Genomic DNA, 23,176 nt, shown 5'->3' with positions numbered 1-23,176 from the left:
GACTTCGATGCAGGCAGTGGATTTCAACTCGGACATGGGCGAAGGCTTCGGCCCCTGGACCATCGGCGACGGCGTCGACGCAGAACTGATGGCCTATATCAGCTCGGCCAACATCGCCACCGGCTTCCACGCCGGCGACCCCGGCACCATGCGCCGTACCGTCGAGCGGGCCAAGCAACTGGGCGTGGCCATCGGCGCGCATCCGGGATTCCGCGACCTGGTGGGCTTTGGCCGCCGCCACATCAACGCACCGGCCCAGGAACTGGTGGACGACATGCTCTATCAGCTCGGCGCCCTGCGGGAAATCGCCCGCGCCCAGGGTGTGCCCCTGCAACACATCAAGCCCCATGGCGCGCTGTACATGCACCTGGCCCGCGACGAAGAAGCCGCGCGCCTGCTGGTGCAGAACCTGCAAATCATCGAGCCGACGCTGCTGCTGTACTGCATGCCCAACTCGGTGATCTGGCGTGTCGCAAAGGAGCTGGGACAGCCGGTGGTGCGGGAGTTTTATGCCGACCGTGAGTACGATCTGACCGGCTCAATCGTGTTTACCCGCAACGTGCGGGCGCTGGATCCGGCGACGGTGGCGGCGCGGGTCCTAAGGGCCTGTCAGACCGGACTTGTGCGAACCGTGGAAGGCGAAGACCTGTTTATCGAATTCGATTCCATCTGCCTGCACAGCGACACCCCTGGTGCGCTGGAACTGGTGGAAGCCACCCGCGAAGCGCTGGACCAAGCGGGCATCACGGTCAAAACACCACAATAAAAAATCATCGCCTTATTTTTTCGCCTGCCTTTCTACAATGATTCCAAGAGGAACAGACATGGCTGAAACGTCCCCCATCCGCTACAGCTTCGGCGGTGATGAACACCTGTTTGCCGAGGTCAGCGAGAGCATGTCCCTGGAGGCCTTTTTCAAGGGCATGGCGGTGACCCGCGCCGTGGAACGCCTGGCGCTGGAAGGCGTGCTGGATGTGTGCCTGGCCAATGCATCGTTCCAGATTCGCTTTGACCCCGACCGCATCGCGCCTCATGTGCTGCTCGATGCGGTGCAGACCGCCGAAGCCCAGGCCGTGGCCGAACGCACCCTGCACACGCGCATCATCGAAATCCCGGTGCTGTACAACGACCCGTGGACGCACGAAACGCTGATGCGTTTTCGCGACCGTCACCAGGACCCCAGCGGCACCGACCTGGAATACGCCGCACGCATCAATGGCCTGGCCAATGTCGACGCGTTTATCGCAGCCCACAGCGGCGCGCCGTGGTTTGTGTCGATGGTCGGGTTTGTCGCGGGCTTGCCGTTCATGTTCCAGATGGTCGAGCGCGAGCGGCAGTTGCAGGTGCCCAAGTACCTGCGCCCGCGCACTGATACGCCAAAACTCACCCTCGGCCATGGCGGCTGTTTTGGTTGCATCTACTCGGTGCGCGGTGCCGGCGGTTACCAGATGTTCGGCGTGACCCCGGCGCCGATCTACGACCCGGCGCAGCAGTTGGCCTACCTCAAGGAACACATGGTGTTCTTTCGCCCCGGCGATATCGTGCAGTTCAAACCCATTGATCGCGACGCCTATGATCAGGCGGTGGCGGAAGTGGACGCAGGACGTTTCGACCTGCGTATCCGCCCGGTGGAATTTTCCCTCGACGCGTTTCTCGCCGACCCCATCGGCTACCCGAAAACCCTGCAGGAGGCGCTGGCATGATCAAGGTCCTCAAACCCGGCCTCGCCACCTCCGTGCAGGACCTTGGCCGCGAAGGTTACTACCACCTGGGCATCCCGCCATCGGGCGCGCTGGATCAATACGCGCTGAGCGCGGCCAACCATCTGGTGGGCAACCCGGTGGGCGCAGCGGGCCTGGAGTGCACGCTGATCGGCCCCGAACTGGAATTCCAACAGGATACGTTGGTGGCCCTCAGTGGTGCCTTGATGTCGCCGCGCCTCGACGGTGAAGTGGTGCACCAGGACACCGCGTTCCAAGTGCGTGCCGGGCAGGTGTTGCGCTTTGAGTTTCCCAAGGCGGGGGCGCGGACCTACCTGGCGGTAGCCGGTGGGATTGACGTGCCGCTGGTGCTCGGTAGCCGCTCGACCTACACCCTCGGCGCACTGGGCGGCTTTCACGGTCGGCGCTTGCAGGAAGGCGACGAGTTGCCCATCGGTGAAGCCAGTGGCACGGGGCGTGCGGGCGACAGTCTGCCGATGGCGTTGCGCCGTTCGGTGGGCGGTGACGTCACCCTGCGCGTGGTGCCTGGGCTGTATTACGAGCGCCTGACGGATGCGGCAAAAAGCAGTTTTTTTGCCGAGCCCTGGACTGTGGGTTCCGAAGCCGACCGCATCGGCTATCGCTTCAAGGGCGGCAGTGCGTTGAGCTTCCAGCCACGGGAGCAGCCGTTTGGCGCGGGGTCGGATCCGTCGAATATCGTCGACAGTTGCTACCCGATCGGTTCGATCCAGGTGCCGGCCGGTCTGGAGCCGATTGTGTTACACCGGGACGCGGTGTCGGGTGGAGGCTACGCGATGATCGGCACGGTGATCAGCGCCGACCTGGATTTGATCGGGCAGATGCAACCGAACCAGCGGGCAGGGTTTGTGGCGGTGACGCTGGAGCAGGCGTTGGAGGCGCGGCGGGTGTACAAGAAGCGGTTGAAGCTGATGTCCGGGCTGTTCGCTGGATAACAATGTGGGAGGGGGCAAGCCCCCTCCCACAATGGGTTCTCTGTTCATTTTTGCTTGGGTTTTGTGTCAGAACAGTTGGGTGAACAGCCAGTAGAGGCTGCCGGAAAGCAGAATCGCCGCCGGCAACGTCAGCACCCACGCCATCGCCAGATTGCGGATCGTGCGCATCTGCAACCCACCGCCATTGGCCACCATCGTCCCCGCCACACCCGACGACAACACATGGGTGGTCGACACCGGCAACCCATACATGTCCGCCGCGCCGATGGTCAGCATCGCCACCATTTCCGCCGAGGCGCCCTGGGCGTAGGTCAGGTGGGTCTTGCCGATCTTCTCGCCCACGGTCACCACGATGCGCTTCCAGCCGACCATGGTGCCCAGGCCCAGGGCAATCGCCACGGCGATCTTCACCCACAGCGGAATGAAACGCGTGGAATTGTCGATCTGTTGCTTGAACAGTTGCAGCTTGCCTTGGGTGTCGGCGTCGAAGTTGCCGACCTTGCCCTTGTCCATCAGGCGAATGGTTTCGCTGGTCAGGTACATGTCGTTACGCACGTTGCCGACGGCCTCGGCAGGCACCTTGGCCAGCGAGCCATAACCTTTGACTTCATCACCGATCTGCCCGGCCAGGGCGGCGAGGGCGGGGACCAGTTGCGGGGTGGCTTCCTTGGTGCGCACGTAAGTGGAGAGGATCGGTCGTGGGTCACCGGTCAATGCTTGCGGTGCACTTTTCACCAGGGCGACTTGGGTGACTTCGGCTACGGCGGCGAACTGCAATGACTGTTCAGCCGGCATGGTGCGGTTCAGTGCGTAGGCCATCGGCAAGGTGCCCACCAGGATCAGCATGATCAGGCCCATGCCTTTTTGCCCATCGTTGGAACCGTGGGCGAAGGATACGCCGGTGCAGGTGGCGATCAGCATGCCGCGGATCCACCACGGCGGCGGGGTGTCGCCTTTGGGCGCCTTGTACAGCGCGCGGTTCTTGACGAAGGCGCGCAGGGCCAGCAACAGCATCGCCGCAAACGCAAAGCCGATCAGTGGCGACAGCAGCAAGGCGTAGCCAATCTTGATCGCCTGGCTCCAGTCCACACCGCTGGTGCCTTCACGCCCGTGCATCAAGGCATTTGCCACGCCCACGCCGATGATCGAACCGATCAGTGTGTGGGACGACGACGCCGGCAAGCCCAGCCACCAGGTGCCGAGGTTCCACAGGATGGCGGCGATCAACAGGGCGAAGATCATCGCGAAACCGGCGGAAGACCCCACCTGCAAAATCAACTCGACCGGTAGCAACGCAATGATGCCGAACGCCACCGCGCCGCTAGAGAGCAGCACGCCAAGAAAGTTGAAAAAGCCCGACCACACCACCGCAAAATGCGGCGGCAGCGAGTTGGTGTAGATCACCGTCGCCACGGCGTTGGCGGTGTCGTGGAAGCCGTTGACGAACTCGAAACCCAGGGCAATCAACAGCGCCACGCCCAGCAGCAAAAACGGCGTCCAGGTGGTGAGTTGGGCGCCCATTTCGTGCATGTCGTGCATCAGGCTGTAGGCGGTGAACAACAGGCCCATGGCGAGCACGGCGAAGAAGATGATCACTGTCACCAGGCTGGGTTTCTTGTCCAGCCTGGGTTTGGGGGCAGCGGGTGAGACGTGGGTGGAGGCAGTCAGGGAAGGGGTGGCCATGCCGGAGCATCCAGTGTGGGGAGGATGTCGTTCATAGTCATTGCAGAATGTTACAGAGATGCTGCCACAGGTCAGTGTTTGATGGAATTGGGATAGCCGCTGATCCTGTATACGCCGCAGAACCTATGTGGGAGGGGGCTTGCCCCCGATGACGGTGGGTCAGCAAGCTAATCTGTAGCTGACCCACTGCCATCGGGGGCAAGCCCCCTCCCACATGTTCAACGGTGTTGCAGCTCAGTAGTCTTTGCGCTTCCTGAAGGCCCACCGCCCGGCGATCAAGGTAAAGGTCGCCACCAACGCCACCAGGATCCAGAAGCCTTCCGGATCTTGGGAAAGCGGCACACCCCCCACGTTCATGCCGAAAAAACCGGCAATGATGTTGATCGGCAACGCCAGCACCGTCACCACGGTGAGGGTAAACAGCGTGCGGTTGCTTTGCTCGTTGAGGTTGGCGGCGATCTCTTCCTGCAACAGCTTGATGCGTTCGCCCAAGGCCATCAGGTCGTTGATGATCAGCGCAAACTCCTCGGTGGATTTGCGCAACTCCTTCACGTCTTCCTTTTGCAGCCACTGCGGCGGGCGGTTGAGCAGGCGCAGCAGCGAGCCCGGCTCCAGCGCCAGCAGGCGTTGCAGGCGCACCAACACTCGGCGTGCGGCACCGAGTTCGGCGCGGTTGGTGGACAGGCGTGACGAGAGTAATTGATCCTCGATATGGTCGACGCTGATGCTGGTCTTGCGCACGATCTGCGTCAGCACTTCACCCTGGTCACGCAGCAGGTGCACAAGCAAGGCCAGCGGTGAGCGAAAGCTTTCACCGGCTTTCACCGACGAGCGCAGCTTGTCCACCGAGTGCAGCGGTTGCAGGCGTGCGCTGATCAACAGGCGGCTGCGGGCGCACACCCACAGCGTGGAAATGTCCGACGAGACCATGCTGCTGAAGTTGAACACCACGTCGTTGACCACCGCCAGCAGGGCCGAGTCGACGTGTTCGATGCGGGTGGAGCGCGAGCCTTCATGCAGGGCTTCGAAGAACTCTTCCGGCAGGTCCAGGTGCGCCTGCATCCAGCGCTCACATGCGGCGTGGGCCAGGTTCAGGTGCAACCACAAAAACTCGTCCGGGTCGGCCGGCTGGCGCAAGGCCTGGAGGGCCGTGGCCGAATCGATCTGCTCGCCCTTTTCACCGGGGCGAAAACGGAAACCGTAAAGCAAGCCGAACAGGTCGGAGTCCTGGTGGCTGTGGTCGATGCTGTGGTTCATGAGGGCTCGCAGGAAAAGCGCCTGTAGGAGATTTCACAGGTTCGCATGCGCGAATCATTGCAAGGGGATTTGACAGTTTTGTGACGGTTTTGGATTTATTTCGTTGCGGTGACATTTATTTGACCGCCTGTCAGGAACTGTTCAAGAGGCCTCTGGCCCGGCCGATTCAAGGTGTTAAGAACCGCTGTGGATCGGCGGTGCTTTTGATGACAGGGAAGTCGCCGTGTGTATGCACCGCTTCCTTGTATCGAGGCTTTTCCCCGATGAATGTTTTGCGAACCTCCTTGAGAGCACAAATCCTGTCGCTGCTCGGTGGCAGCCTGTTGGCGATGCTGTTGATCGCCCTGGCCTGTTTCAACTTCCTGTCCAATGGGGTGCAGAGCTATCGAAGTTTGATCGATGGACCGTTGCTGACCTCACAGTTGATTGACGAGGCCAACCTGCAATTCAAGGTGCAGGTGCAGGAATGGAAAAACGTCCTGTTGCGCGGCAAGCAGCCCCAGGACATGGAGAAATACTGGGGCCAGTTCCAGGAGCGCCAGCGCGATGTGCAGGGCATTCTCACTCGGCTGGTCACCCAGACCGGCAGCGACCCGAGCCTGAGCCGACGCATCGAAACCCTGCGTCAGACGCACGAGCAACTCGGTGTGGCTTACCAGAAAGGCCGCGATGCCTACGTGGCGGCGGGGGGCGATGCCACTGCGGGCGACACGGCGGTAAAGGGCGTGGACCGCGCCGCCAGCGAGCAGATGAGTGCGCTGGTCAGTGACCTGCGCGAACAAGGCAGCCAGCAATCCAAGGCCATCAGCGCCTACGCCGAGCGCACCGTGCTGGTGGGGTTGGCGATCATGTTGCTGTCCGGTGTGCTGATCGGCTTGTTCAGCCTGTGGTTGATCAACCGCAACCTGATCCTGCCGATCCGCAGCCTGATCGACTACGTGACGCAACTGAGCCACGGTCGGTTCGCCGAGCGCGTAGCCAGCCGTCGCCAGGATGAGTTGGGTCACTTGGCCGCTGCCGCAAATACCTTGCGCGACTTTCTTGCCGAAACCTTCAGCCGCTTGCAGCGCAGTGCTACCGACCTGGTCGGCGCCAGCGGCGAGTTGAATGCCATCGCCGGGCAGATGGCCACGGGCACCCACGATCAATTCAACCGCACCGACCAAGTGGCCACGGCCATGACCGAAATGTCCGCCACCGCCCAGGAAGTCGCGCGCCATGCCGCCAGTGCTTCCCGTGCGGCCGACGAGGCGGACCATTCGGCGCGGGAAGGCGGTGAGGTGATGAGAGTCACCATCGCCACCATCGGCCAGATGCGCAACGAAATCCTCAATACCGGCACCATCATCCGCCGCCTCGAAACCGACAGCGTACGCATCGGCAAAGTGCTGGAAGTGATTCGTGGCATCGCCGAGCAGACCAATTTGCTGGCACTCAACGCGGCGATTGAAGCTGCGCGCGCAGGCGAAGCCGGTCGTGGTTTTGCCGTGGTGGCTGATGAGGTGCGCAGCCTGGCGCAACGCACGGCGGCGTCGATCATCGAGATCAACGGGATTATCGAGGCGGTGCAGACCGGGGCGGTGGACGCGGCTGAAGCGATTGTGAGCGGCCAGTCATGCAGTGATGAGAGCGTCGAGAAGGTCACCCAAGCCGGCGCCATGCTGGCTCACATCACCCAGGCGGTGGAGGCGATTCGCGACATGAACCGTCAGATTGCCACGGCAGCGGAGGAGCAGACGTCGGTGGCCGAGGACATCTCGCGCAACATCACGCAGATCACCACGGTGGCGACGGCCAACCTCGACAATGTGAAGCGCACCGAAGCGGCGAGCCATGACCTGCGTGGGTTATCGAGTGAGTTGAATGAGGTGACGGCGCGTCTGAGCGCCTGACAACAGGCACAAAAAAAGCCACCCGAGGGTGGCTTTTTTTTAGTTCAATCAAGTATCGAGCTTGTCTTCCAGAACGGCGCCGGTCTTGGCGTCGAGCTTCACTTCAAACTTCTTGCCGGCGGTGTCGGTCAGTTCGACTTCGTAGACCAGCACGCCACTGTTGTTGTGGTCCAACTCGGTGTCATTGATGGTGGCGCCAGTGTGTTTGGCCAGGGCAGCCGCGTTGAGTTTTTCGAAAGGCATCACGGCGCCGGACTTGAGCAGGCCTTCAATGTGGTCCGGGCGAACATCCGCCTGGGCCAGGCCGGCGGTCAGGGTCAGGGCGGTAGCGGCGAACAGAGCGGTCAAGGTTTTCATGGTGTGTGTCCTTCTTCGGTGAGCTGTTTAAGTGGCGCCAGATTAACCGGCGCAACTTAACTCATCCTTAATGGCACACTGACCACTCAGTACTTATAGTCGTTCAGCAGGTCTTGCACGCTGGACGACGGCCAGCGCTTGTAGAACTTCAGCAATTCGGCGGCGCGGTTGGTGAAGATGCCATCGACGCCGGCCTTCATCACTTTGTCGAAGTCCACCGGCTCATCGACGGTGTAGACGTGCACCAGCAGGCCCTTGTCGTGGGTCAGCTTGTTCATCTCGGGTTTGACCAGGTCCGAATAGCTCTGGTCGCCGTGGTTGGTCAGCTCGGCCGATGGGCCTGTGCCGATGGCGCCGAGGCTCTTGGCTTCGTCGACCCATTTTTCGAACTCGGCGGCATCCTTCGGCTCCTGCTTGGCGTAGTAGGCGGCCTTGGTGGTTTCGCCGGACTCAGCGAACGTCTGCTTGTTTTTCGGCTCGATGCTGCCTTCACCCACCCACAACAGTAGGATCTTCGGGGTGTTGGGCATTTCTTTCTGCAGCTCTTTGAGGCTGGCAACCTCGAAGGTTTGCAGCACCACGCGGCCCTTGCCCTGGCCTACGCCGGTGTTGCTCTTGCCCAGCTTGGAGCCGGCGGAGCTCAGCCAGCCTTTGTCCAGCAGCTTGTTCTTCAGGTCGGCTTCGATGCCCGGGAATTGCTTGGGCTCCTTGGTCTCGATGTACAGGCCGGGTTTGTGCGACGGGTTGCCTTCGGCGATCTTGATGATGTCGTCCAGGCTCTGGATTTTCAGGCCGACGAAACCTGGACGCGCGCGATCCGGGTAGGCGGCGTTGAACCAGCTGCCGGCGTCGAGGGTTTGCAGTTCTTTCCAGGTGAACTCGTTGGCCGGGGCGTCCTTGCGGTCGGGGAACTTGGTGGCCACGTCAGTGGTGCGCTGCAGGTTGTTGTCGTGCAGGGCGAACAGCACGCCGTCCTTGCTGCGCTGCAGGTCCATTTCCAGGTAGTCGGCGCCCAGGTCGCGGGCAATCTTGTAGGCTGCGGCGGTGGACTCGGGGGCGTCGTAGGACGCGCCACGGTGGGCGATCACGGCCGGGTACGGAATGCCTTCGTTGGTTGCCAATTCAGCCGGGCTGATCGGGTCGGCAGCCTGTGCCTGGCCAAGGCCGAGCATCAGGGCGAGCAGCAAGGCACTCTTGGTAAACGTGACAGGCATATGCGAAGTCCTTTCGTGGAGGTAGCTTTGAGAAGGCCTCCTTTTTAACAATTGATTGCGAAAGGCGCTATCACCAAACCGACATTAACGTGTGCACGCCTCAATTTTCTGCGTTTTTTTTGCAGGCATTGCAGTACTCTTGCCCGAAGCTGCCCCGTCAGAGGGCGGTACTTTGTGCCACGCGTGTAAACCATCTTTCCAGTCCCTGTGGGACTTTTCAGTGAGGTTTACCATGCGCATCACCTCCGAGCTTATCTGCCAGGCCGCCGACCAACTCCACGGTTTTGTTGGCCTCAACCGCAAGACCGGCCAGTACATCGTGCGTTTCAGCGAAGATTCCTTCGGCATGGACGTGGCCGATGACGGCATTATTCCCACCGCCGAATTCGTCTGGCTGCCGGCCCCGGAACAGACCATGACCCTGTCCCGCGAACGCATCCAGTTGCTGCTGGACCAGAACATCGACGACCGTATCAACATCACCGAGCCATTGCGGGTGTATATGCGCAGGGTGGAGATTCCGCAGATCAGTGCGTTGCGCAGCCTGGTGAGCTAACCCTGTGGCGAGCAGGCTTGCCCTGCGTTGGGCTGCGCAGCAGCCCCAATAAAGATCGCACTGTTCTTTCAGGAAAAACGCAGCCGCTGGTTTCAGGGGCGCTTCGCGCCCCGACGCAGGGCAAGCCTGCTCGCCACAACAAGCCTGTTAACCACAAACAACCCTGCTTTCATCATCAGGCCCTCTCACCCCAAAGCCTCAGCCGCTTTCGAACGCGTACGCCCGTTCGACTTTGCACACCCGTGTCTGGAACGCCGAGTACCAAGTGGTGCGCCCCTGTTCGCGTACCGCGCGGTGCTCGGCCTGCTGCTTCCAGGCCAGGATCGCCGCCTCGCTCTCCCAATACGACACGGTAATGCCCAACCCGTCTTCCCGTGCTGATTCCACGCCGAGAAATCCCGGTTGTCCGCGCGCCAGTTCGAGCATGCGGTTGGCGGCCTGGCCGTAACCCTGGTCGCCCTCGGTGCGCAGTGAACTGAAAATCACCGCGTAGTAAGGCGGGGCAGGTGTGCGGGCGATCATGCCGACACCGCCTGGCAAGCCTTGAGCAGGGCAATCGCCAGGGGTGGGGTGATGCCTTTCAGCGCGGCGCGTTCGGGTTGGAACAGGGTGGCGACGAAGAACGGGTGGTCGAGCAGCTCCACGGCCCGCAGATCGCCTGCCGAGTCATGGCCGCTGGGGATCAGGTCGCCTTCCAGCAGGGCATCGAGAAATTCGGGGTTCACGCCGTAGCGGCAGCGGTAACCTTCCTGCAGGTCAAGGGTGTCGTAGGCCTCGGCGATGCGCGTGTACGGCACCAGGCGCACGGTGTCGGTGGCTTCCACCAGCGCACAGCTCAGTGGCGCGATCACGGCGCGCTTGGCGTGCGGCGCGAGTTCGCCATGCTCGGCATCCTTCCAGCCCAGCACGTTGCGCGCATATTCCAGCACCGCGTGCTGAAAACCGCCGCAGGTGCCGAGGAAAGGTCGACGTTGCTCGCGGGCAAAACGGATCGCCCGCAGTGCGCCATCGGTGTCGCGGTAGGGGCTGGCGGGGACGCACCAGAAACCATCGAACGCGTGCAGGGATTGCGGCAGGGTATCGGTGTCGAGCCACTGCACATGGATGCTCAGCCCCAGGGTTTCGGCGGCCTGTTGCAAGGCCACGGGGATGGCTTGGTGGGCGATGACAGCGGGGTTGTAATCGCCGATCAGGGCGAGGTGCAGTGGTGTGGTTTTCATCGTGTACATCCCATGGCTTGTAGTGTCCTGGGGCGCACTATAGATTGGCGTTTGCGCAATCAATATTGGCGTTTTCCCACATGGTCAATGCAGCTACGCACTATTCGCTCGAATACCCTGATTTATCGCTGATCCTCGCCCTGGTGCGTGGCGGCACGCTCGCACGGGCGGCGGCGTTATTGCGGGTGGATGTGTCCACGGTGTTCCGCGCAGTGCGGCGACTGGAGGCGGCGCTGGGCCAGACGTTGTTTGAAAAAAGCCGTGCCGGCTACCTGCCCACCAGCCTGGCGAGCAACCTGGCGCAGCAGGCGGAGCGTGCCGAACAGGCACTGGAAGCGGCGCGCATTGGCGTGGAGCAGGGCGGTGAGGTGATCAGCGGCACGGTGCGCCTGACCTGTACCGACTCCGTACTGCAAGGGTTGCTGTTGCCGGCCCTGGCGCAGTTCATGCCGCACTACCCGGCACTGACCCTGGAACTGAGCACCTCGAATGACTTCGCCAACCTCAGCCGCCGCGACGCGGATATTGCCCTGCGTTTGACCCGCACGCCGCCGGAACATCTGGTCGGCCGACGCCTGGGCAATGTGGCTTATCAGGTGTGCGCCAGCGCGGATTTTGCCCGTCAGCAGGTCGGCCGCGAGCTGGCCGACCTGCCATGGATCGCCCCGGATGATTTCCTGCCCGACCACCCCACGGTCGCCTGGCGCCGCGAGCAGCTGCCCGGTGTGCGCCCCAGTTATCGCTGCAACAGCATGTTGTCGGTCACCGAACTGGTCCGGGCCGGGTTGGGCGTGGCGGCCTTGCCGGACTTTCTATTGGGCGACGGCCTGCAATCGCTGGGCCCTGCGTTGGCAGGGCATGACACCGCGTTGTGGTTGCTCACGCGCCCGGACTGCCGAGCGTTGCGCTCGGTGGTGACCCTGTTCGATGAGCTGGGACGGCATGTGCGACTGCCTTAGGTTTTTCGCACAAAGTGCTCATGCATTTCGCAGGTCAGGCTTTCAATGTGCTCAGTCAGTTGTTTGGTCATTTCCGTGAGCCGGGTGTTCTGTTCCAGCAGTTCCAGCAACTGCTTGGTGGTCTGCGCAGCCTGGGCCTGGCGCTCGGTGTTGGCAATCGCCAGGGCTTCGCGGTGCTGCGCATCCGCATCGGACTGCGCCTTGTCGCGGGCGGCCTGGCGGGTCTGGGCCAGCAGGATCAGCGGCGCGGCGTAGGCCGATTGCAGGCTGAACGCCAGGTTGAGCAGGATGAACGGGTACACATCGAAATGCGTGATGCCGGTCATGTTCAGCACCACCCACAACACCACGATAGCGGTTTGTGCGCCGAGGAAGGTCGGCGTACCGAAGAAGCGTGCGAAGGCTTCGGCCTTGAGGGCAAAGGTGTCGTTGCCGAAGGTCGGCGCCAGATGGGCGTGAGGGCGGTGGAAGCGCAGGTGGTCGACGGGGGCGGCTGCGGGCTTTTCTGGAGTCATGGCGGGCTCGTATCTCGTGCTTGAAGACAAGTCAGCACTATAGACCGAGCCCCTGGCACTCCGTATGAAGATCGGGTCAGTTGCCGCCCCGCTCGTTGGCGAACGCACTCACCGCTTGCACCGCTTCACTGGTGCCTTGACGAATCTGCAGGATCACCGTGCCGGCCTGGTTGGCCATTTCAACACCCTGGGCAGCGCGGTCGCGGGTGGCGTCCATACTGTCGATGGCTTGTCGGGTTTCAGCCTGAATCATCGCAATCATGCTGGAAATCTCGGTGGTGGAGCCGCTGGTGCGTGCCGCCAGTTGCCGGACTTCGTCGGCCACCACGGCGAAACCACGGCCTTGTTCGCCCGCCCGTGCGGCCTCGATGGCGGCGTTGAGGGCCAGCAGGTTGGTCTGGTCGGCGATACCGCGAATGGTGTTGACGATGGCAGTGATCTGTTGCGAGCGATCACCGAGCTTGGCGATCAGTTGCGAGGAATCGTCGATGTCCGCAGAAATTTCGCGCATGCCATTGGCGGTTTTCTGAATCACCTCGGCACCTTTTTCTGCCATGTCCTGGGTGCTCAAGGACAGGTGATAGGCCTGGGCCGCACTCTGTGCGTCCGCCGCATGCTGTTGCACGCGGGCGGTGATATCCGTGGCGAACTTCACCACTTTGCACAGCCGCCCGCTGGCGTCGTACACCGGGTTGTAGTTGGCTTCGAGCCACACGACCTGGCCGTTTTTATCCACCCGCTCGAACTGGCCGCTGAACAGTTCTCCCTGGTTCAGGCGTTTCCAGAAGTCGCTGTAGCTCGGGCTGCTGGCCAGTGCCGCGCTGCAGAACATTCGGTGATGCTGGCCCTGGATTTGCGCCAGGGTATAGCCCATGCGCTGCAGGAAGTTGGCGTTGGCGGTGATGATAGTGCCGTCGAGGTTGAACTCGATCACCGCCATGGCACGACCGATGGCGTCCAGTTTGGCATTGGCTTCGCTTTCGGCTTGCAGGCGCGGGGTGACGTCCATCGCGTACTTCACCACTTTGGTCACCTGGCCCGCGTCATCACGCACCGGGTTGTAGCTGGCTTCCAGCCATACCGACTGGCCATCGCCGGCCACCCGTTCAAAGGTGCCTGACTGGGAGTGGCCATTGCGCAGATTCGACCACAGCTGGTTGTACTCAGGGCTGCGGGTGTAGGCCGGGGAACAGAACATTCGATGGGGCTGGCCCTCGACCTGCTCGGCGCGGTAGCCCATGGTCTGGAGGAAGTTGGCATTGGCCCGCAGCACATTGCCGGACAGGTCGAATTCGATCACCGCCATGGAGCGCTCGATAGCGTCCAGCAGGCTGGCCTGTAGGGCGACAGTGTGTTGCAGCGTGTTGATGGTTCTTTTATGCGTGTTGAATAGCATGTGCGGTGCTCGGGCAAGCAGACTCTGGAGTTTCCTTGGATATGCGCCTGCCCCCGTAAGGTATATGCCCTACGGTTGACTTGCTCATTGTCAGCTTCCTTGTGCTGACAGAGGGGGTGGGACAACGGGTTCAGAGTGATCAGCCTGACAAGAAGTTCGCCCGTGTGGGAGGACCTTTTTTGGGTAGGTGACCAGTGGTGGCATTATGCTTTCTTCTGGCCTGCAGGCTGGAAGATTCAGACGAGTAGTCGTAGGACAACTTCAGGCGGAATGGGCGATCACTTTGTCGCTGACATTGACCCGGTTGCGCCCGGTGTCCTTGGCGGCGTACAGCGCGCGATCCGCTGCATTCAGCCACATCGCGGCATCGTTGAAGAAGGGTTGGAAGTCGGCCAGGCCGATGCTCAGGCTGACCCGCAATTCGGGGATCTGCGGGTTGCGGTAATTGCTGAAGGTTTCGCGCATGCGCTCCATGATCCGGGCGGCCTGTTCCAGCGGCATTTGCGGAAGAATCACACAGAACTCATCGCCCCCGTAACGTCCGGCCAGGTCGTTGTCCCGCAGGTTGCGCCGCAACTCCAGGCTCAACTGCCGCAGTACCGCATCGCCGACAATATGGCCGTGGGTGTCGTTGATCTGCTTGAAGTGGTCGATGTCGATCAAGGCAATCGTGGCGTGGCTTCGCTGTTGCTGGCACTTGTGGAACTTGAGGTGCAGCAGGTCCTTCCAGGAACCGTGATTGAGCAGCCCGGTGAGGCTGTCGGTGCGGCTCAGGGCGCTGAGGGCGCGCTTGTGTTCGGACAGTTTGATTGCCAGTTGATAACAGACCATGCCGATGGCCATGGGGTAGAGCGTCAGCATCGGCAGGCAGGTGTAGACCTGCAGCAGGCTGACATCGGGGTTGAACCGGATACCGAACAGCGCCCCGGCTACGCCGACTCCCAGCCCTTGTGCGCACAGGCCACGCAGGAACAGGCGCTTGCCGCCGGCGGCGACGTTATTCATGGTCATCATCGACAGAATGGTCACTGCCGTCAGTGGCGTGAACTGCGTGGCAGCGGCCCAGAAGCCGCCGAGCAGCGAGTCATACAACAGGTTGCGTTGTTCGGCCTGGTAGGGGTATTGCGAGCGGGTCGACAGTTGATACGCCACATGCGCCCAGGCAAACCCGTTGAACAGCAGGAGTGCCCACACCCAGCCTGGCATGGCGAGGGGGTAAAGGGCGCCGCTGACACTGATGCAACCGATGGCAAGGCCGATGATCCTTGGCTTGTAGATACGCTTGGCAAATGAAAGCCCTTTGCCTTGTCTGTTTTCCATAAGTTCCTGGGGCAGCTGTTTTTACAGGTACGGTGGCGCGCGTTCGCTGGATCAACCGTTGATCGGATAATGACTGTGAATATTGTCAGTTATTCATGTGGGAATAATCAGTGTCCTTCCAGGCCATTTGCGCAAAACAGAGGGTGAATGCGTCAAAAACGACCTGGAATGTCGCGCACACAACAGGTTTTTTACGGCTGGCGGGGGGCGGTGACTTCGTAGCCGGCGAGGAACAGGTCGATGGCCGACTCGATCACACTGGCCTGGTGGGCTGCATCCAGGGTGGGTTGGCCGAGGGTAATTTGTGGCCAGAAGGCGAAGGCCTTGAGCAGGCTCTGGATCTGGTGGGCGGCGAAGGCGGGGTCGGAGCAGTTGAGCCGGCCGTCAGCCTGGGCGGCGCGAACCCATTGGGTGAAGCCTTCTTCGCGCTGGCTCAGGCGGGTGACCATGTCTTGCGCACGCTCCGGCGAATGGATGGTGGCGGCGATGGCGACGCGAGCGAGGTCGAGGAAATTGGCGTCCGACATCATCTTCATCTTCGCCTCCAGCAACCCGCGCAGTTGTTCGCGCAACGGGCGGTCGCTGGTGTAGCTGACGTCAAGTTGGGCGACGCTGCTGGCCCAGAGTTGATGAAGAATTTCAGCGAACAGTTCTTCTTTGCTGGGGAAGTGGTTGTACACGGTGCGCTTGGATACGCCGGCGGTGGCGGCGATCTTGTCCATGCTGGTGACCTCGAAACCGTTTTCGCGAAACTCGGCGATGGCCGCAGCCACAATGGCTTCGCGTTTACGGTCGGTGAGGCGTTGAGGGGCAGTCATGGGTGGCGCTCGGCTCTTGGAGGAAAATTACACTCGGTAGTTTACTTGCTCCGGATTTTGTTGCAATCTTGAAACTACACTGTGCAGTGTAATTTATAAGCGATCCGTAGGAGTCACCCGGAAATGGCCACGATCTCGTCCCGTGTCGATTCTTCGCCAGCAGCGCCCAAGCAAGGCCAGGGGCACTTCAGCAACGAAACCCCCGTGCAGCACGGGGGCTTCGGCAAGACCTTGCGCATTTTCTGGAACATGTTGTTCAACAAACCACGCAGTACGCGGCCAGTGGGGCAGATCCCGGTGCAGCCGCTGACTCGCGAGCAATTGCTGGCGGCCCCGGATCACAGCGTGTTCCGCCTTGGGCATTCCACCGTGTTGCTGAAAATGCGCGGTAAATTCTGGGTAACCGACCCGGTATTTGCCGAGCGCGCCTCACCGTTCAGTTGGGCCGGCCCCAAGCGCTTCCATCAGCCACCGATCAGCCTTGAAGAGTTGCCGCCCCTGGAGGCGGTGATTCTTTCCCACGACCACTACGACCACCTGGACCGCAAGGCTGTCGTCCAATTGGCCGACAAGGCCCGTTATTTTCTTGCGCCGCTGGGTGTGGGCGACATCCTGGTCAAGTGGGGCGTGGATTCCAGCAAGGTACGCCAACTGGATTGGTGGCAGGGCACCGAAGTGGATGGCATTCGGTTTGTCGCCACCCCTGCGCAACATTTTTCCGGACGTGGCCTATTTGATGCGAACCAGACCCTGTGGTGTTCCTGGGTGATGATCGATGGTCCTCGGCGAATTTTCTTCAGCGGTGATACGGGTTACTTCGACGGTTTTAAACGCATCGGCGCGCAGTACGGTCCGTTCGATCTGACGCTGATGGAAACAGGTGCTTACAACGTCGATTGGCCTCACGTGCACATGCAGCCAGAGCAAACCCTGCAAGCGCATATCGACCTCAAGGGCCGCTGGTTGCTGCCGATTCACAACGGCACTTTCGACCTGGCGTTCCATGCCTGGCATGAGCCGTTCGACCGCATCATGGCCCTGGCCTGGGAGCGCAACGTGTCCATCACTACGCCGCAGATGGGGCAGGCGTTCAGCTTGAATCAGCCTGAGCGTGGGGTTGCGTGGTGGCTGGAGGTGGAAGCCCAGGGTGCGCAGGAACACCTCGCAGGCTGACGGAGGAGGCTATGGAAAAAGGAGTTTTCAAGCTGTTTCAGAGCTGCGACAGGCGCCAGGCAACGGTGCGATGATCCCCAGAAATTTATGTGTCGGGGGACGTCTTTTATGGAGAGCACGTGTAAGAAATATTGGCAGGCGGGGTTGCCTTGTCCGACAGGGCAGCGGGTGTCTGCGCTCACTGATTCGTCAGGCCAGGCAACGATAGCCCAAGAGCATACAAGCTCGCGTGGTATCGCTTTCGGTGCTGATCCCCAAACTCATGGCGCCTTGGGGAAAAGCGTCCCGGTCCCGGGGTATGACGCCCCGGGACTCCCTCTAAAACCCTCGCGTGACCCGTCGCTGTCATTGATCGCATTGAGTGGTATTGAACCCTCGGGGCCGGTGATGGTGGAAGTGCCCCTGGTGCAGAACAACACGACCTTTACCGCCGCCAGTGCGTTGCAGGGCAGGCGCCTGGGGTTTGCCGAGCGGTTTGTGGAGGGGCATGAACATCAGTTGATTGAGCACCGCATCTCCTTCCTGAAAGCGCTGGACATCCTGCGTCGGTCCGGCGCCGTACTGGTACCGGTGCATGCGCACCGTACCGACACCCCGCATGTTCGCAATGAAATCGATGAGCTTGTGCATGAGTATCGACTGGATGCCTTGGTATCCGACAGCCGCAGTATCGCCTTCCATGGGGCTTGCTGGAGTGGTTACCCGGGGCTGGGTGAGCCGCTCGAGGATGGCGCGACACTGTGGTTCTACGGCGCACGATGGGCGAAGGAATGGTTGGTGGCCATGGTGTGCGAGTATCGAAGCTCCCGTCGTTTGATGGACCCCTTGGAAGGCTACCCGTTGCGTTGAACTATCCCACACAGTGAACCGCACGCGTCGCGCTGTCCGGCAGGAGAAGAGTTTTTAGACTGGCCCACGGATCAACGTTGGTCCTTCGTCATTTCTTACTCCTCGAGAGGTTTTATGATCGGTATCGCATATGGAATGGGCTCCATCGTCCGGCAGTTTGTTCAGTCTTTTGCAGACGGCCACTCACCTGTTGTTTCAAAGGCAGTCCCTCCGGGGACCGAATACCTCAATGTCAATGAGCTTGGCGCGCAAATGGCCCAAGGCAGGTTCGGTTCAGCCGACTTGGTCACGTACCTGCAGGAGCGGATTCGCAGGGTCGACCCGAAACTGAAGTCCATCATCGAACTCAACCCCAAGGCACTTGAAACCGCACGCGAACTGGACCGTGAACGAGCCAGCGGCAACGTGCGTGGCCTCCTGCATGGCATTCCTGTTTTGCTCAAGGACACCATCGAAACTGAAGGCATGCAAACCAGTGCAGGTGCTTTTGGCCTGGTGGGGGCACCTGCCGGCAAGAACGCCCCATTGGTCGACTACCTGATCAAGCAGGGCGCGGTGATCCTCGGTAAAACCAATATGACCGAACTGGCAGGGTTTCGTGGTGGTCCTGATGGCTGGAGCAGCAGGGGGGGGCAAACCCGTAACCCACATGGTGCGGATGCCGACGTCGGGGGTTCCAGTTCCGGGTCTGCCGTCGCCGTCGCGGCGGGGTTGGCGCCCTTGGCGGTGGGAACTGAAACCAGTGGTTCGATTATTGTGCCAGCAGCGCGCAATGGGGTTGTCGGGCTCAAGCCCAGCGTTGGCTTGCTGGACCGTAATGGAATTATTCCTGCAAGTCACCACCAGGATACTCCTGGCCCGATGGCGCGTTCGGTATTTGATGTGGCGCTGATGCTCAATGCCATGTCGGGCAGCGATCCCAAGGATCCGGCGAGCCAGGGAGCGCCCCAAGGTATCGATTACACGAAATTACTGGTTCCAGGCGCGTTGAAAGGCAAGCGTATCGGCTATCCCGCAACGTTTTCTGAAACTGGCGAACCCACACCCACTAAGGACAGTGCGTCATTCCGCCGGATACTTGCCGTGCTTCGTGAGCAAGGCGCGGAAGTGGTGCCGGTCGAGATGCGCCTGGCCGATGATTCGCGTTGGGTAGATTTGTTGTTCTCGGACGTGAAGAATGAATTGAATACTTATGTGGGCAAGCGTCCAGGGTTGCCAGTCGATTCACTGCCTGATCTGACCCTGTTCAACATTAAACGTGATGGCGCGGAGGTGGATCACCAGGCAGTCCTCAACGAAATCAATGCCCAAACCATGACGCCTGAGCAGAGCAAACCCTTTTGGGATGAGCTCATCCGAGACTTTCGCGCTACCATTGACGACCCGATCAAATCGGAGGTTCTGGACGCCATGGTGTCGGATTTTGAGACTAACGATTATTTCGGGGTAGCAGCAGCCGGCTACCCAGGCATCGCTGTCCCTGCTGGTAAGGATGAGAATGGGCTACCGACCAGTGCCTATTTTTTCGGGACCCAGTGGTCCGAACCCACCTTGCTTGCCGTGGCCCATGGGTATGAGCAGGCAGCCCGTGCTCAAATCAAGCCGGTGCTCTGACGCCGCAAATAATGTGTCAGGCATTGCAACTGCAGGCCTGACGTTTCGCGGTTGAGAGGGGAGTGCATTGGACCCCGTCCAGGCGCTGGCCAGCAAGATGGTACGGCTGGCCGCTATGCACCATTGGCTTGAGCAGTGGGTGAGTCAAGTGATGACGAAGTTGCGCCGATCAAGCGAGAGATGATCCCTTGCGCTGCGTGTTCGGTTGTGGCGGTGTCAAAGCGGCGTGTACTCATCCCCCACCCCGGCGCAAACCCCGGGAAAAACACCAGGCCTTCAGCTTCCAGCCGAAAGGCCAGGGCCAGGCGGGTTTCGTCATCCACGTCGCATTGACATTCAAACTGCTGAACGGCTTCAACCGCCACGCCAGCCTGGTGTGCCAGGTGTTCCCGGCTCCAGCCCAGCATCGCGCGCGCCTGTACGCTGTGCTTGGCGGTGAATTGATGCAGGACGATCTGCTGTTCTACGAAAGAGCTCATTGCCAGAGAGGACATGGGGTATCTCCAGGGTTTGACGGGGGAGGACAAACTATACTGTGTTTTTGTACAGTTGTTTTGACCGCTCATCAACTGATGTTCAACGACCCGTTATTCCACCCCTGGCGCCTCCCGAATGATCAGGTGATCAAGGTTCTCGATATTCGCGCTGAACACCCCGAACGTCTGCTCGGGGTTTTTCTTGCTCGGCACCTGTTTCAGTTCCGGCGTCACCCCATAGAAGAAGCAGTACAACGCCCGCTCACTGTCCACCGCCGCCTTGATCTGCTCCAGGAACGCCTTGCGCTTGCGGTAGTTCTCGATGAGTTTCTTGCTCAGGTAGACATTGACCGAGTAGGGCTTCTTGTCGAGCCACACCTTCTTTTCGAAGTCGATGCGAAAGCTGCTGGTGTAGTCCTTGATTTCTTTGATCTTGCCCCAGTAGATCAGGCCCTTGTTGTCCTGCAGGTATTCGATCTTCTTGAAGAACATCCAGTAGGTGGCGGTGTGGTCGCCGATCTTCAACGGCATGGACTTGAGCTTGTCCTTGTCGTCGATGTTGGACACGTAGCATTCCACCGGGTGGGCGAACACGCTGGTTTTGTCCGGTGTGGTGTCGCTGGCGCTGTGGGAAATGGAGCTGCGGTTTAAGGGTGTCTTCGTTGGCTCTTGTGGGATGTTTCCTTCAGTGCTCGGCAGCGGGGTCTTGCGTTCGTACTGACGACGGGTGAGCACTAATTCCGATGGGAAATTGTCCTCGCGTTCGTCGTCACTTTCACCGGCTGCGCTCTTGTGCGTGCTGGCGTAGCGGCAGCCGTCGATATGCCGGGTACCGGTCTTGTTCTTGAAGTGCGGCGTGCGCAGGTAATTGACGTTTTTCGCGTTGAAGGTGCTCAGGGTATTGCCGGGATCAAACGCTGCCCGGCACTCATCGTTGGGGCACAGGAAGCGGTCCTTGTCGGAGTCGAAGTCGGCGGTCTCGTCGAAATTCAGGTCTCGTACGTCGTAGATCGACAGCTTGTCATCGAGACTCAGGCTGTAGGCCGTATCGAATTTCATGGGGCTCGGGTCCGTGAGAGGTTTCGCTATTAATATAGGGATCCTGCGCAAATATCAGCAAGAACCTGCTACCCGTCGCCCACTCAAGAAACACAAGGTGCCCCCTACCGCAGTCAGTGCCCCCAATGCATAGAACATGCTGGCCGGCGTGGCATTGATCAGCAGATAGCCGCAAATCACTGGGCTCATTGCCCCGCCGAATGCCGCCAGGTTCTGTGCACCGTAGTAACTGCCGCGCAGCGCATCAGGTGCGATGGTGTCGATAAACAGGAACTCGGAGGGGTAGATGATCATCTCGCCCAGGGTGAACACGAACATTGCCAGGCACCAGGTGACCAGGCTGTTTGCGAGGCTGAAACCGATAAGCCCGGCAATGAACAGCAACGTACCTAGCACGATCCAATAGCGCAGTTGCTCACGCTTGAGGAAACGGCCGATCTGGTACTGCATCAAAATCACGGTGATGGCATTGCAGGCCAGTACCGCAGACAGAATCTTCAGCGCCTCGGCGGGTTTGTAGGCTACGAGCAAAAACTGCGACAGATACAAGGTGTAGCGCCCATGGACAATGGTGCTTAGCAGGCTGCCGCTGGTGAACAGAATCAGCGTGCGGTCGTTGCGCAAGGTGCGCAGGGTGGTGAGGAAACTCAAGGGCTTGTTGCTGTCATCCCGTTGGGTGTGCGGGATGCCAATCATCAGAAACAGGCTGCCAAAAGCGATCGCACTGGCGATCAGGAACGGTGCCAGTTGCATATGGCCGGCAATCACGACGCCGACCATCGGGCCTGTGGCGTAGCCGACGTTGGTCAGTGTGTAGCGCAGGGAAAACACCTTGGCACGCTCGCCCACCGGCAGGTTCTCGCTGATGATGGCTTTTGAGCCAATCAGGAACAGCGCTGACGCCGCTTCAGTGATGACCAGGGTCAGGGTGGTGAGGTAGAGGTTGCTGGCAAAGGTCAGCAATAGAAAACCGATGGAGCTGGAGAGCATGGCCAGGATCAGCAGCTTGCGCTTTTCCAGGCGGTCGATGATGTAGCCACCGTACAGGCCCAGCAATGTCGCGATAAACACCGCGATGCCCATCAGCAAGCCGATGTCCTGCTGGTTCAGGCCCAGGCGGGTGCTCAGCAACAGTGCCAGCAACGGGCTGGTCATGGCGCGGCTGACCACGATGGTCACCGAGCAAATCATCAGGCGGCGGATTACCAGGGAGTAGGTGGCCACGGTGGGGCGGGTGTCCTTGTTATCTTTGCGGACAACGAAAATCCAGGGTGGGAGGGGGCTTGCCCCCTCCCACATTATTCAGATTGAGTTATTGGCCGGAGTTGATGGTGATTTTCTCTACAGCACCTTGCTCCAGGTCCCACTTCTTCAGGATCTTGCCGTAGGTCCCATCATCGATCATACCTTGCAACGCTTCACTGATCGCCGTGACCAATTGCGTGTTGCTCTTCTCAATCCCAAGCCCGGTGAACTGCTTGGAAATCGCCAGGCCCACCGGCTTGTACTTGTCTTTATCCAGCGACATCAGATAAGGAATGGTCTCGCTGCCCTGCATCGCCGCGTCCAGACGGTTCTGTTGCAACTGTGCCCGCGCATCTGCCGAGCCCTCAGTGCCGATCACCACGATCGCCGGCTTACCCGCCGCTTCGCAGTTTTCCTTGCTCCACGCGGCAATTTCCGACGGCCAGGTGGTGCGGCGGCTGGTGCCGACTTTTTTACCGCACAGGTCAGTCAATTCCTTGAGGTCTTCGCGCTTGGCCAGGGTGTAGAGCTGCGGGCCGCTGGTGAAGTAGTCGATGAAGGTCACCGCTTTCTGGCGCTCGGCGGTGTCGGTCATGCCTGACAGCACGATGTCCACGCGCTTGGTGGTCAGGCCGCTGAGCATCTGCTCGAAGCCGGTTTCCTGCCACTTGATCTTCACGCCCAGGCGCTCTGCCAGGGCGTTGCCCAGGTCGAAGTCCAGGCCGGTGATCTTGTTGGTAGCCGGGTCCTTGAAGTCCATCGGCGGGTAGTTCGGCACGATGGCCGCGCTGATCTCACCCTTGTCCTTGATTGCCGCCGGCAATGCCGCGAAAACAGCGGTGGAGGCCATCAGGCCTGCGAGCAACGTGGGGATAAACATTTTTTTCATGGGGGCGTTC

Annotated in this window: 22 protein-coding genes and 2 pseudogenes; 9 read left to right on the top strand and 15 right to left on the bottom strand. The window is 60.5% G+C overall.

Annotation, left to right across the window (positions count from 1 at the left end; genetic code table 11):
* The first annotated feature begins 7 nt into the window (after positions 1–7).
* Genes ACZ445_RS23585 through ACZ445_RS23575 form a run of 3 tightly spaced genes read left to right on the top strand, consistent with a single transcriptional unit; the run spans position 8 to position 2,674 of the window.
* On the top strand, positions 8–766 hold the full coding sequence (locus ACZ445_RS23585; protein ID WP_464707630.1) for a 5-oxoprolinase subunit PxpA: 759 nt from the start codon (positions 8–10) through the stop codon (positions 764–766).
* Positions 767–824: 58 nt separating this feature from the next.
* Complete coding sequence (locus tag ACZ445_RS23580) at positions 825–1,703, top strand: 5-oxoprolinase subunit B family protein (RefSeq protein WP_464707629.1); 879 nt, start codon at positions 825–827, stop codon at positions 1,701–1,703.
* Positions 1,700–2,674, top strand: coding sequence for a 5-oxoprolinase subunit C family protein (locus tag ACZ445_RS23575; protein WP_464707628.1), 975 nt, complete (start codon positions 1,700–1,702; stop codon positions 2,672–2,674). Before ACZ445_RS23580 ends, ACZ445_RS23575 begins: the two co-directional genes overlap by 4 nt.
* A gap of 66 nt (positions 2,675–2,740) precedes the next feature.
* On the opposite strand, the gene ACZ445_RS23570 is transcribed toward ACZ445_RS23575, so the two are convergent.
* Complete coding sequence (locus ACZ445_RS23570; protein WP_464707627.1) at positions 2,741–4,357, bottom strand: inorganic phosphate transporter; 1,617 nt, start codon at positions 4,355–4,357, stop codon at positions 2,741–2,743.
* A 234-nt stretch (positions 4,358–4,591) separates the two neighbouring features.
* Entirely contained in the window at positions 4,592–5,614 is a 1,023-nt protein-coding gene (locus tag ACZ445_RS23565) for a transporter (RefSeq protein WP_058423173.1), read from the bottom strand.
* Between the two features lie 263 nt (positions 5,615–5,877).
* On the opposite strand from ACZ445_RS23565, the gene ACZ445_RS23560 reads away from it, so the two are divergent.
* A complete protein-coding gene (locus tag ACZ445_RS23560; RefSeq protein WP_058423172.1) occupies positions 5,878–7,506 on the top strand; it encodes a methyl-accepting chemotaxis protein in 1,629 nt (542 codons plus the stop codon).
* A gap of 48 nt (positions 7,507–7,554) precedes the next feature.
* Here ACZ445_RS23560 and ACZ445_RS23555 read toward each other — a convergent pair whose 3' ends face one another.
* Together ACZ445_RS23555 and ACZ445_RS23550 are read right to left on the bottom strand one after the other, a co-directional pair.
* On the bottom strand, positions 7,555–7,863 hold the full coding sequence (locus ACZ445_RS23555; protein ID WP_058423171.1) for a PepSY domain-containing protein: 309 nt from the start codon (positions 7,861–7,863) through the stop codon (positions 7,555–7,557).
* A gap of 86 nt (positions 7,864–7,949) precedes the next feature.
* Positions 7,950–9,077 (bottom strand): glycerophosphodiester phosphodiesterase family protein, encoded by a 1,128-nt coding sequence (locus tag ACZ445_RS23550; protein ID WP_092247092.1) that lies wholly within the window; start codon positions 9,075–9,077, stop codon positions 7,950–7,952.
* Positions 9,078–9,309: 232 nt separating this feature from the next.
* Between ACZ445_RS23550 and ACZ445_RS23545 the strand changes: the two genes are divergently transcribed.
* The gene (locus ACZ445_RS23545; RefSeq protein WP_032891062.1) at positions 9,310–9,633 is read left to right on the top strand and encodes a DUF2025 family protein; all 324 of its coding nucleotides are present in this window, start codon (positions 9,310–9,312) and stop codon (positions 9,631–9,633) included.
* A gap of 198 nt (positions 9,634–9,831) precedes the next feature.
* Here ACZ445_RS23545 and ACZ445_RS23540 read toward each other — a convergent pair whose 3' ends face one another.
* Complete coding sequence (locus tag ACZ445_RS23540) at positions 9,832–10,155, bottom strand: antibiotic biosynthesis monooxygenase family protein (RefSeq protein ID WP_058427268.1); 324 nt, start codon at positions 10,153–10,155, stop codon at positions 9,832–9,834.
* On the bottom strand, positions 10,152–10,853 hold the full coding sequence (locus ACZ445_RS23535) for a CTP synthase C-terminal region-related (seleno)protein (protein ID WP_179029311.1): 702 nt from the start codon (positions 10,851–10,853) through the stop codon (positions 10,152–10,154). The genes ACZ445_RS23540 and ACZ445_RS23535 overlap by 4 nt, the downstream gene beginning before the upstream one ends.
* Positions 10,854–10,933: 80 nt before the next feature.
* Between ACZ445_RS23535 and ACZ445_RS23530 the strand changes: the two genes are divergently transcribed.
* The gene (locus ACZ445_RS23530) at positions 10,934–11,812 is read left to right on the top strand and encodes a LysR family transcriptional regulator (RefSeq protein WP_058427266.1); all 879 of its coding nucleotides are present in this window, start codon (positions 10,934–10,936) and stop codon (positions 11,810–11,812) included.
* On the opposite strand, the gene ACZ445_RS23525 is transcribed toward ACZ445_RS23530, so the two are convergent.
* The 5 genes and pseudogenes from ACZ445_RS23525 to ACZ445_RS23505 form a co-directional block, all read right to left on the bottom strand.
* Positions 11,809–12,327, bottom strand: a complete 519-nt coding sequence (locus tag ACZ445_RS23525; protein WP_071496640.1) for a DUF1003 domain-containing protein — start codon at positions 12,325–12,327, stop codon at positions 11,809–11,811. The genes ACZ445_RS23530 and ACZ445_RS23525 overlap by 4 nt on opposite strands.
* Before the next feature lie 76 nt (positions 12,328–12,403).
* A pseudogene (locus ACZ445_RS23520) lies at positions 12,404–12,841 on the bottom strand (methyl-accepting chemotaxis protein); the annotation flags it as partial.
* A 159-nt stretch (positions 12,842–13,000) separates the two neighbouring features.
* A pseudogene (locus ACZ445_RS23515) lies at positions 13,001–13,633 on the bottom strand (PAS domain-containing protein); the annotation flags it as partial.
* Between the two features lie 351 nt (positions 13,634–13,984).
* The gene (locus ACZ445_RS23510) at positions 13,985–15,043 is read right to left on the bottom strand and encodes a diguanylate cyclase (RefSeq protein ID WP_058427263.1); all 1,059 of its coding nucleotides are present in this window, start codon (positions 15,041–15,043) and stop codon (positions 13,985–13,987) included.
* Positions 15,044–15,234: 191 nt separating this feature from the next.
* Entirely contained in the window at positions 15,235–15,861 is a 627-nt protein-coding gene (locus ACZ445_RS23505) for a TetR/AcrR family transcriptional regulator (RefSeq protein ID WP_058427262.1), read from the bottom strand.
* Between the two features lie 123 nt (positions 15,862–15,984).
* On the opposite strand from ACZ445_RS23505, the gene ACZ445_RS23500 reads away from it, so the two are divergent.
* From ACZ445_RS23500 to ACZ445_RS23490, 3 genes are all read left to right on the top strand, one after another.
* Positions 15,985–17,034: an MBL fold metallo-hydrolase gene (locus ACZ445_RS23500; protein ID WP_058427261.1), complete on the top strand. Its 1,050-nt coding sequence runs from the start codon at positions 15,985–15,987 to the stop codon at positions 17,032–17,034.
* A gap of 357 nt (positions 17,035–17,391) precedes the next feature.
* Positions 17,392–17,883 (top strand): hypothetical protein, encoded by a 492-nt coding sequence (locus ACZ445_RS23495; protein ID WP_235595024.1) that lies wholly within the window; start codon positions 17,392–17,394, stop codon positions 17,881–17,883.
* A gap of 114 nt (positions 17,884–17,997) precedes the next feature.
* Complete coding sequence (locus ACZ445_RS23490; RefSeq protein WP_464707625.1) at positions 17,998–19,497, top strand: amidase family protein; 1,500 nt, start codon at positions 17,998–18,000, stop codon at positions 19,495–19,497.
* A 113-nt stretch (positions 19,498–19,610) separates the two neighbouring features.
* On the opposite strand, the gene ACZ445_RS23485 is transcribed toward ACZ445_RS23490, so the two are convergent.
* The 4 genes from ACZ445_RS23485 to ACZ445_RS23470 form a co-directional block, all read right to left on the bottom strand.
* Positions 19,611–19,991, bottom strand: a complete 381-nt coding sequence (locus ACZ445_RS23485) for a helix-turn-helix domain-containing protein (RefSeq protein WP_058427259.1) — start codon at positions 19,989–19,991, stop codon at positions 19,611–19,613.
* Between the two features lie 93 nt (positions 19,992–20,084).
* Positions 20,085–21,032 carry a hypothetical protein gene (locus tag ACZ445_RS23480; RefSeq protein ID WP_058427258.1) on the bottom strand — a complete coding sequence of 316 codons (948 nt, stop codon included), beginning with the start codon at positions 21,030–21,032 and terminating at the stop codon, positions 20,085–20,087.
* Positions 21,033–21,086: 54 nt separating this feature from the next.
* Positions 21,087–22,256 (bottom strand): MFS transporter, encoded by a 1,170-nt coding sequence (locus ACZ445_RS23475; RefSeq protein WP_058427257.1) that lies wholly within the window; start codon positions 22,254–22,256, stop codon positions 21,087–21,089.
* 88 nt (positions 22,257–22,344) lie between these two features.
* Positions 22,345–23,166, bottom strand: coding sequence for an ABC transporter substrate-binding protein (locus ACZ445_RS23470; protein ID WP_058427256.1), 822 nt, complete (start codon positions 23,164–23,166; stop codon positions 22,345–22,347).
* Positions 23,167–23,176: the final 10 nt, after the last annotated feature.

Source organism: Pseudomonas allii, assembly GCF_055380095.1.
The sequence above is the reverse complement of the archived record's forward strand: the minus strand, read 5'-3'. Positions and strand labels throughout refer to the sequence as shown.

Coding starts and splice junctions, on each gene's coding strand:
- ACZ445_RS23550 (WP_092247092.1), bottom strand. CDS start 9,077: ATGCCTGTCACGTTTACCAAGAGTGCCTTGCTGCTCGCCCTGATGCTC.
- ACZ445_RS23580 (WP_464707629.1), top strand. CDS start 825: ATGGCTGAAACGTCCCCCATCCGCTACAGCTTCGGCGGTGATGAACAC.
- ACZ445_RS23555 (WP_058423171.1), bottom strand. CDS start 7,863: ATGAAAACCTTGACCGCTCTGTTCGCCGCTACCGCCCTGACCCTGACC.
- ACZ445_RS23525 (WP_071496640.1), bottom strand. CDS start 12,327: ATGACTCCAGAAAAGCCCGCAGCCGCCCCCGTCGACCACCTGCGCTTC.
- ACZ445_RS23535 (WP_179029311.1), bottom strand. CDS start 10,853: ATGAAAACCACACCACTGCACCTCGCCCTGATCGGCGATTACAACCCC.
- ACZ445_RS23570 (WP_464707627.1), bottom strand. CDS start 4,357: ATGGCCACCCCTTCCCTGACTGCCTCCACCCACGTCTCACCCGCTGCC.
- ACZ445_RS23505 (WP_058427262.1), bottom strand. CDS start 15,861: ATGACTGCCCCTCAACGCCTCACCGACCGTAAACGCGAAGCCATTGTG.
- ACZ445_RS23575 (WP_464707628.1), top strand. CDS start 1,700: ATGATCAAGGTCCTCAAACCCGGCCTCGCCACCTCCGTGCAGGACCTT.
- ACZ445_RS23490 (WP_464707625.1), top strand. CDS start 17,998: ATGATCGGTATCGCATATGGAATGGGCTCCATCGTCCGGCAGTTTGTT.
- ACZ445_RS23585 (WP_464707630.1), top strand. CDS start 8: ATGCAGGCAGTGGATTTCAACTCGGACATGGGCGAAGGCTTCGGCCCC.
- ACZ445_RS23500 (WP_058427261.1), top strand. CDS start 15,985: ATGGCCACGATCTCGTCCCGTGTCGATTCTTCGCCAGCAGCGCCCAAG.
- ACZ445_RS23565 (WP_058423173.1), bottom strand. CDS start 5,614: ATGAACCACAGCATCGACCACAGCCACCAGGACTCCGACCTGTTCGGC.
- ACZ445_RS23545 (WP_032891062.1), top strand. CDS start 9,310: ATGCGCATCACCTCCGAGCTTATCTGCCAGGCCGCCGACCAACTCCAC.
- ACZ445_RS23560 (WP_058423172.1), top strand. CDS start 5,878: ATGAATGTTTTGCGAACCTCCTTGAGAGCACAAATCCTGTCGCTGCTC.
- ACZ445_RS23485 (WP_058427259.1), bottom strand. CDS start 19,991: ATGTCCTCTCTGGCAATGAGCTCTTTCGTAGAACAGCAGATCGTCCTG.
- ACZ445_RS23510 (WP_058427263.1), bottom strand. CDS start 15,043: ATGGAAAACAGACAAGGCAAAGGGCTTTCATTTGCCAAGCGTATCTAC.
- ACZ445_RS23480 (WP_058427258.1), bottom strand. CDS start 21,032: ATGAAATTCGATACGGCCTACAGCCTGAGTCTCGATGACAAGCTGTCG.
- ACZ445_RS23540 (WP_058427268.1), bottom strand. CDS start 10,155: ATGATCGCCCGCACACCTGCCCCGCCTTACTACGCGGTGATTTTCAGT.
- ACZ445_RS23470 (WP_058427256.1), bottom strand. CDS start 23,166: ATGAAAAAAATGTTTATCCCCACGTTGCTCGCAGGCCTGATGGCCTCC.
- ACZ445_RS23530 (WP_058427266.1), top strand. CDS start 10,934: ATGGTCAATGCAGCTACGCACTATTCGCTCGAATACCCTGATTTATCG.